This window comes from Bradyrhizobium uaiense (genome assembly GCF_010811875.1).
GTDB lineage: Bacteria > Pseudomonadota > Alphaproteobacteria > Rhizobiales > Xanthobacteraceae > Bradyrhizobium > Bradyrhizobium uaiense.
In genome coordinates this window covers 1-7,099 of the sequence record NZ_VKHP01000366.1, presented here as the reverse complement: position 1 = coordinate 7,099, position 7,099 = coordinate 1, and the positions used below count along the sequence as shown (strand labels likewise).

Annotated in this window: 5 protein-coding genes; 4 read left to right on the top strand and 1 reads right to left on the bottom strand. The window is 65.0% G+C overall.

Annotated features, from left to right (window positions below; genetic code table 11):
• Window positions 1–25: 25 nt before the first annotated feature.
• A complete protein-coding gene (purF, locus tag FNJ47_RS43740; RefSeq protein WP_163162688.1) occupies window positions 26–1,591 on the top strand; it encodes an amidophosphoribosyltransferase in 1,566 nt (521 codons plus the stop codon).
• A 175-nt stretch (window positions 1,592–1,766) separates the two neighbouring features.
• Window positions 1,767–2,507 (top strand): SDR family NAD(P)-dependent oxidoreductase, encoded by a 741-nt coding sequence (locus FNJ47_RS43735; RefSeq protein ID WP_163162686.1) that lies wholly within the window; start codon window positions 1,767–1,769, stop codon window positions 2,505–2,507.
• Window positions 2,508–2,532: 25 nt separating this feature from the next.
• Here FNJ47_RS43735 and FNJ47_RS43730 read toward each other — a convergent pair whose 3' ends face one another.
• Window positions 2,533–4,188 (bottom strand): hypothetical protein, encoded by a 1,656-nt coding sequence (locus FNJ47_RS43730; RefSeq protein WP_163162684.1) that lies wholly within the window; start codon window positions 4,186–4,188, stop codon window positions 2,533–2,535.
• Window positions 4,189–4,390: 202 nt separating this feature from the next.
• On the opposite strand from FNJ47_RS43730, the gene FNJ47_RS43725 reads away from it, so the two are divergent.
• Window positions 4,391–5,527 carry an NHL repeat-containing protein gene (locus FNJ47_RS43725; RefSeq protein WP_163162682.1) on the top strand — a complete coding sequence of 379 codons (1,137 nt, stop codon included), beginning with the start codon at window positions 4,391–4,393 and terminating at the stop codon, window positions 5,525–5,527.
• A gap of 150 nt (window positions 5,528–5,677) precedes the next feature.
• Complete coding sequence (locus FNJ47_RS43720; RefSeq protein ID WP_163162680.1) at window positions 5,678–6,904, top strand: ABC transporter substrate-binding protein; 1,227 nt, start codon at window positions 5,678–5,680, stop codon at window positions 6,902–6,904.
• The last annotated feature ends 195 nt before the right edge of the window (window positions 6,905–7,099 follow it).

Here is a 7,099-nt window from a genome sequence, read left to right as displayed (position 1 = left end):
TGGTTTGGGCCCCTCACGAGAGGCGATGAACGAGATGCAAACCCCTTCCGATCACGCCGACCAACTGAATCTCGACCTCGGCCCGATCGAATTGCAGGAACATCCTCGACAAGACCATCTCCGGGACGACGACCTCAGATACCACCCCGATCTCGACGGCGACACGCTCCGCGAGGAATGCGGCGTGTTCGGCGTCTTCGGCCACCCGGAGGCCGCTGCGATCACAGCGCTCGGGCTGCACGCCCTGCAACACCGCGGCCAGGAAGCCGCCGGCATCGTCTCCTTCGACGGCGGCCGCTTCCACAGTGAACGCCGCCTCGGCCTGGTCGGCGACGCCTTCTCCCGCCGTGAGGTGATCGATCGCCTGCCCGGCAATGCCGCGGTCGGCCACGTCCGCTATTCCACGACCGGCGGCACCATCCTGCGCAACGTGCAGCCGCTGTTCGCCGAGCTCAGCGCCGGCGGCTTTGCGGTTGGCCACAACGGCAACCTGACCAACGGCCTGACCTTGCGCCGCGAGCTGGTCAAGGGCGGCGCCATGATGCAGTCGACCACCGACACCGAGGTGATCCTGCATCTCGTCGCACAGTCGAAGCGCACCCGCTTCATCGACCGTTTCATCGAGGCGCTGCGCACCATCGAGGGCGCCTACGCTCTGGTCGCGCTGACCAACAAGAAGCTGGTCGGCGCGCGCGACCCGCTCGGCATCCGCCCGCTGGTGCTCGGCGATCTCGACGGCCGTCCGATCCTGACCTCGGAGACCTGCGCGCTCGACATGATCGGCGCGAAATATGTCCGCGACATCGAGCCCGGCGAGATCATCGTGTTCGACGAGAAGGGCGCGCACAGCCACAAGCCGTTCCCGCCGAAGCCGGCCCGGCCGTGCATCTTCGAATACATCTATTTCGCGCGGCCGGATTCGATCGTCGGCGGCCGCTCGGTGTACGACGTGCGCAAGGCGTTCGGCGCCCAGCTCGCGCGCGAGAGCCATCCCGAGGTCGACGTCGTGGTGCCGGTGCCGGATTCCGGCGTGCCCGCGGCGGTCGGCTACAGCCAGTATTCCGGCGTGCCGTTCGAGCTCGGCATCATCCGCAACCACTATGTCGGCCGCACCTTCATCCAGCCGACCCAGACCGTGCGCGAGCTCGGCGTGCGCATGAAGCATTCGGCCAACCGCGCTGCGATCGAGGGCAAGCGGATCATCCTGATCGACGACTCGCTGGTGCGCGGCACCACCTCGAAGAAGATCGTGCGCATGATGCGCGACGCCGGCGCCCGCGAGGTGCACTTCCGGCTTGCCTCGCCGCCGATCCTCTATCCCGACTATTACGGCATCGACCTTCCCGATCGCGGCGGGCTGCTCGCCGCGACCCATTCGCTCGAGGAGATGCGCGACATCATCGGCGCCGACTCGCTCGCCTTCCTGTCGATCGACGGCATGTACCGCGCGATGGGCTATGAGGACCGCGACCCGGCAAATCCGAGGTTCGCCGACCACTGCTTCACCGGCGCCTATCCGACCCATCTCACCGACCAGAGCGAAACCGAGCCCTCGCCGCGCCAGCTCTCGCTGCTGGCGGAAGCCAGCTAGCCACATCCTCGCTGTCGTCCCTGCCGAGTGCGCGGTTGCGCACGGAGCAGGGACCCATAACCACCGGCCTATGTGGCTGGAGCAGCATTAGACACGAACACTTTCTTCCATTATCGCCGTCACGGCGTATGGGTCCCTGCTTTCGCAGGGACGACGATTTGTTAGAGTCCCTTCCATGACAAAGCCCCTCGCCTCCCGGATTGCCCTCGTGACCGGCGCCTCGCGCGGGATCGGCTATGCGACATCGGTCGCGCTGGCCAAAGCCGGCGCGCATGTCGTCGCGGTGGCCCGCACGCAAGGCGGGCTGGAAGAGCTCGACGACGAGATCAGGAAGGCCGGCGGCAGCGCCACGCTGGTGCCGCTCTCGCTCACCGATTACGACGGCATCGCGCGGCTCGGGCTCGCGTTGCATGAGCGCCACGGCAAGCTCGACATCCTCGTGGGCAATGCCGGCACCGCCGGCCCCTCGTCGCCGCTCGGTCACATCGAATTGAAGCCGTGGAACGACGTGTTCGCGATCAACGTCACCGCCAATTTCCAGCTGATCCGCTGCATGGACCCGCTGCTGCGCCAGTCCGACGCCGGCCGCGCCGTGTTCGTGACGTCGGGCGTGGCGCACAAGGCCAGCGCCTATCTCGGCCCCTACGCCGCCTCGAAGGCCGCGCTCGACGCACTGGTGCGCTCCTGGGCCAACGAGACCGCCAACACCGCGCTGCGCGTCAACCTGTTCAGCCCCGGCCCGATCCGCACCCGGATGCGCGCGCAAGTGTTTCCAGGCGAAGATCCGATGACGCTGGATACGCCGGACATGGCCGCCGAATTCATCGTGCCGATGTGTTCGCCGGAGTGGACCGAAACCGGCAAGCTCTACGACTACAAGGCGCGCACGCTGCGGACCTTCCAGCCGCCGGCGTGATCGGTCACGCGCACTGTCGCGGCGACTATTTCGGTTTCTGCGCCATCGCGATCGCGATTTTGGCCAGCTCGTCAATTTGACGCGTCACGTCGGTCTGCCGGGCAGCGAGTTGCACGGCAACCGCTGATGACAGTGGCCGGATGACCTCGACCAACCGATCGATTGCGCCCGGGTCGGTCACGCCGAGCTTGTCGACGATGCCGACCATGGTCTCTGCCTTGCTCATTCCGTCGAGATGCCACACAAGCTCGGCGATACGGCCGGATTGACCGCCGCTTCGTTGCCCCTGGGCCCCCTCGCGCATTTTCACGACCTGCGCCAGGTCTTCCCGCGCCTTGCGTTCATTGCCAACGGCGTACCAGGCCTCGGCGGCTTCCCGCAGCAAATCCGGATCATGGGCCGCCACGGCAAGTTGTTCAAGCCGCTCGATCGCGGGTGCCATGACTGCACCATGGCCGCCAATTGCGCGCTGGACCAGCCAATGCGTCAGGTCACGAACCTTGGCGCCGTTGCTCAATTGATCGACAACGGCGAGCGCACCCTGGATGTCGCCATGATCGGCGCGGGCAAGCGCGAGATTGTGCAGCGCGCTGTCCCGGCTCGAGCGCAACTTCTGCTGTTCGCCCGGAACCGCCTCCGCCAAGGTCAGCGCATCCGCGTCAAGCTTCTGACCGATCTCGGGACGCCCGATCTTGAAATACTCCGCGGAGGCCGTGGTCAGCACCCGGGCGCGCTCACGAATATCGTTGACGGCCTCAGTCGCCTGGCGAACCTCATCGTCGCGCCCAAGCCGCACCAGGACCGGCACCAGCATGTTGACGGCGTTGAACTGGGCCGCGGCGTCCTTGCCGTCGACCCATTGGCGCCATGGCTTGATTAGCCTGGCCGCCGGATTCGGCGCGCCAGCGGTCAGCAATGCGCGCGCGAGCGCAATCACCGCCGACGCATTATCGTGGTCTGTCATGCGATCAACGACCTTACCGGCGCGCTGAGCCGCGTGAGCAATGTCCGCCGGATCGCCACGATCGATCGCGTCTTGCAGCAGCTGCCGAAGCGGGAACGGCTCGCCGATGCGTTCGGCCTCACGCCACGCCTGCTCACGCAATCCTGCCGCGGCCGGATATTTATTAGCGATCATCAGCAACTGATCGACCGTTCCCGCACCACGGCCGCCGATAACGCGAAGCGTCCGATCAGTCCGTCCTAGACCGGCCCACAGCTCTCCAGCCACGACAGGAATGATTCCAGCGTACTCATCACTGTCACCGGCAAGTGACGGCAATTCACGCTCAACGCCCGCGACGATCTCCCGCGCTTGCGCTGCATCGTGCGCCTCCAGCAGGTGAGAGGCCACCGAAAGCAGGCCGCCGAGGCGCTCGACCGTCGATTTTCGCTGCCTCGCGAGCGCAAGTGCGTCACCGAAGCGACCTGCCTGCGCAATCCAATCGATACTTTCCCAAGGCGACGGATCAGGATTGTCCGAAATTATATACTCAAGCGCGGTCTTGAGATCGTTAGGCGCCAATTCGCGCTCGGCGAACGCGACGTGTGGGCGGTAGAAGGTATCGTTCGCGGGAAGTTGCTTTCCCAATGAGAACACAGTGGCCGCCAGGCACTTGACGCTGGGTGACGGGCCGCAACTGATCTGAGCGGCTGAGGCGGGCGCTCCGAGATACAGCAAACAGGCAGCTATCCCGCTCAACCATCGACGCATGCGGCCGCCCTCGCTACCGGAGATGGCAGCTCATTACTGCAACCACCCTGATCCTGCAACGCGGTCCCCGATCCCAGCGATACCGAGAGAGCAATTGACTCGACCCCCGCCCCACGATTGACTGCCCTCCCCAGCGGCCCGGCCGCCAAGAAAACTCTCGGGAGGCATCATGACGCCGACGTTCAATCGGGCGCGCTCCATTCTGTCCGGATTGTTTCTCTCCGCCTGCATCGCATTGTCAGCGCTTCTCATTCCGCCCGCGCCCACCAAGGCCGGCGACGTCCCGACATTCGCGGTCGATGCCTCCTGGCCGAAACAGCTTCCCAACAACTGGATCCTCGGCCAGATCGGCGGCATCACCGTCGACTGGCAGGGGCACATCTGGGTGGTCCACCGGCCGCGCTCGCTGACCGATGGTGAGAAGGCAGCGAGCCTCACTCCGCCGCGGGCAAAGTGCTGCGTGGCCGCGCCGCCGGTGCTGGAGTTCGACGTCGACGGCAATCTGCTGCGATCCTGGGGCGGTCCCGGCGACGGCTATCAATGGGTCGGCCGCGAGCACGGCATCGAGGTCGACGAACGCGGCTTCGTCTGGATCGGCGGCAATGCCGATGACGACAGCGAAATCCTGAAGTTCTCGCTCGACGGCAAATATCTCGGCCAGATCGGCAAGATCGCAGCCCGCACCAACAGCAACGACCTCACCCAGCTCGGCCGGCCCGCGGGAATCGCGATCGACAAGGCGGCCAACGAGCTTTACGTCGCCGACGGTTACGGCAACCGCCGCGTCATCGTGTTCGACGCCACCACGCTGGCCTACAAGCGGCACTGGGGCGGTTATGGCAAGCTGCCGACCGACGACAAGCAGCCGCCCTACGATCCAAGCGCTGCGGTGCAGGAGCAGTTCGGCAATCCCGTGCATTGCATCAAGATCGCCAATGACGGGCTGGTCTATGTCTGCGATCGCAGCCAGGACCGCATCCAGGTGTTCCAGAAGAACGGCACTTTCGTGCGGGAATGGTTCTACGAGAAGAACACCCGCGGTGACGGCGCGGTGTTCGATCTCGCGCTGTGGCCCGATCCGAAGCAGACCTATCTGCTCAACGCCGACGGCGCCAACAACGAGGTCCGCGTCATCAAGCGCGACGACGGCTCTGTCGTCGGCAGCTTCGGCCACAGCGGCCGCAATGCCGGACAGTTCGCCCTGCTCCACGTCATGGCGGTCGACCAGAAGGGCAACGTCTATACCGGCGAGGTCGACGGCAAGCGGATCCAGAAGTTCAAGCTGACCTCGGACGCGCTGAAGTAAGGATGACGGCGGGATGACGCTTGGACGCAGTTCATCCGGCTTTATGCGGATTGCCGCTTCCACCCGGAAAGGGTAAGCGGGAACTCGAACGACCGGCACAAGGCTCCACAAGAGGGCCGCCCGGATAAATCACAGTGGAGGGAATGTCTGATGACGACGACGCTCGCGCGGCGCCACGCCGTGCTACTCGCTTGCGCTGCACTCGGCTTCGCAACGCCTGCCTTTGCCCAGGACAAGAACGTCAAGATCGGTGTGCTGAACGACATGTCGGGCCTCTATGCCGACATCGGCGGCCCGAACTCGGTGGCCGCGGCCAACATGGCGGTTGAAGACTCCGGGCTTCGCGCCAAGGGCTGGAAGATCGAGGTGGTCAGCGGCGATCATCAGAACAAGCCCGACGTCGGCGTCAACATCGCGCGCAACTGGATCGACAACGAGAAGGTCGACATCATCACCGACACGCCGAACTCCGGCGTCGCGTTGGCGGTGAGCAACCTCGCCAAGGAGAAGAACTCGATCGTGCTCAACTCCGGTGCTGCGACCGCCGACCTCACCGGCAAGGCCTGCAACGCCAACACGATCTCCTACACGTTCGACACCTACATGCTGGCCAACGGCACCGGCAAGGCGCTGACCAAGGCCGGTGGCGACAGCTGGTTCTTCCTCACCGCCGACTACGCCTTCGGCCATGCGCTGGAGCGCGACACCGCGGCGGTCGTCACCGCGAACGGCGGCAAGGTGCTCGGCGGCGTCAAGCACCCGCTCAACACCGCCGACTTCTCCTCGTTCCTGCTGCAGGCGCAGGCCTCCAAGGCCAAGATCATCGGCCTCGCCAATGCCGGCGGCGACACCACCAACGCGATCAAGCAGGCGTCCGAATTCGGCATCACCGCGGGCGGGCAGAAGCTCGCGGCGCTGTTGCTGTTCGTCAACGACGTGCACGCACTCGGCCTGAAGATCGCCCAGGGCCTCACCTTCACCGAGTCGTTCTATTGGGACATGAACGACCAGACCCGGGCCTGGTCGAAGCGCTTCCAGAAGGTCTCGCCGAAGGGCTCGATGCCATCGATGACGGTGGCCGGCGTCTATGCCGGCGTGCTGCATTATTTGAAGGCGCTGGACGCGATGGGCGGCAATCCGCATGACGGCGCCAAGGTCGTCGCCGAGATGAAGGACATCCCGACCGACGATCCGCTGTTCGGCAAGGGTCCGTTGCGGATCGACGGCCGCCGTATCATCCCGGCCTATCTGTTCGAGGTGAAGAAGCCGGAAGAGTCCAAATATCCCTGGGACTATTACAAGCTGATCGCCACCATCTCTCCGGACGACGCCGCCAAGCCGCTCGAGGCCAGCGAGTGTCCGCTGGTGAAGAAATAAGCGAGCTGCCGTACGCTGCGGGTGGGTTAGGCGAAGCCGTAACCCACCGACCTTCTAACCGCGGAGACAATGGTGGGGTACGCTTCGCTTCTGTAACGGGCCTCGATCAGTCAATCCCTTTTTGCGTTGTCCACTCGCCGGGGTCTCGCTTCTGTACGGGGTCGACGCAAGGCCGCCACCTGATGGGGTTAGAAG

What these genes read in the sequence shown, in the direction of transcription:
- FNJ47_RS43720 (WP_163162680.1), top strand. Translation starts at nt 5,678, where the DNA reads ATGACGACGACGCTCGCGCGGCGCCACGCCGTGCTACTCGCTTGCGCT.
- FNJ47_RS43735 (WP_163162686.1), top strand. Translation starts at nt 1,767, where the DNA reads ATGACAAAGCCCCTCGCCTCCCGGATTGCCCTCGTGACCGGCGCCTCG.
- FNJ47_RS43725 (WP_163162682.1), top strand. Translation starts at nt 4,391, where the DNA reads ATGACGCCGACGTTCAATCGGGCGCGCTCCATTCTGTCCGGATTGTTT.
- purF (WP_163162688.1), top strand. Translation starts at nt 26, where the DNA reads ATGAACGAGATGCAAACCCCTTCCGATCACGCCGACCAACTGAATCTC.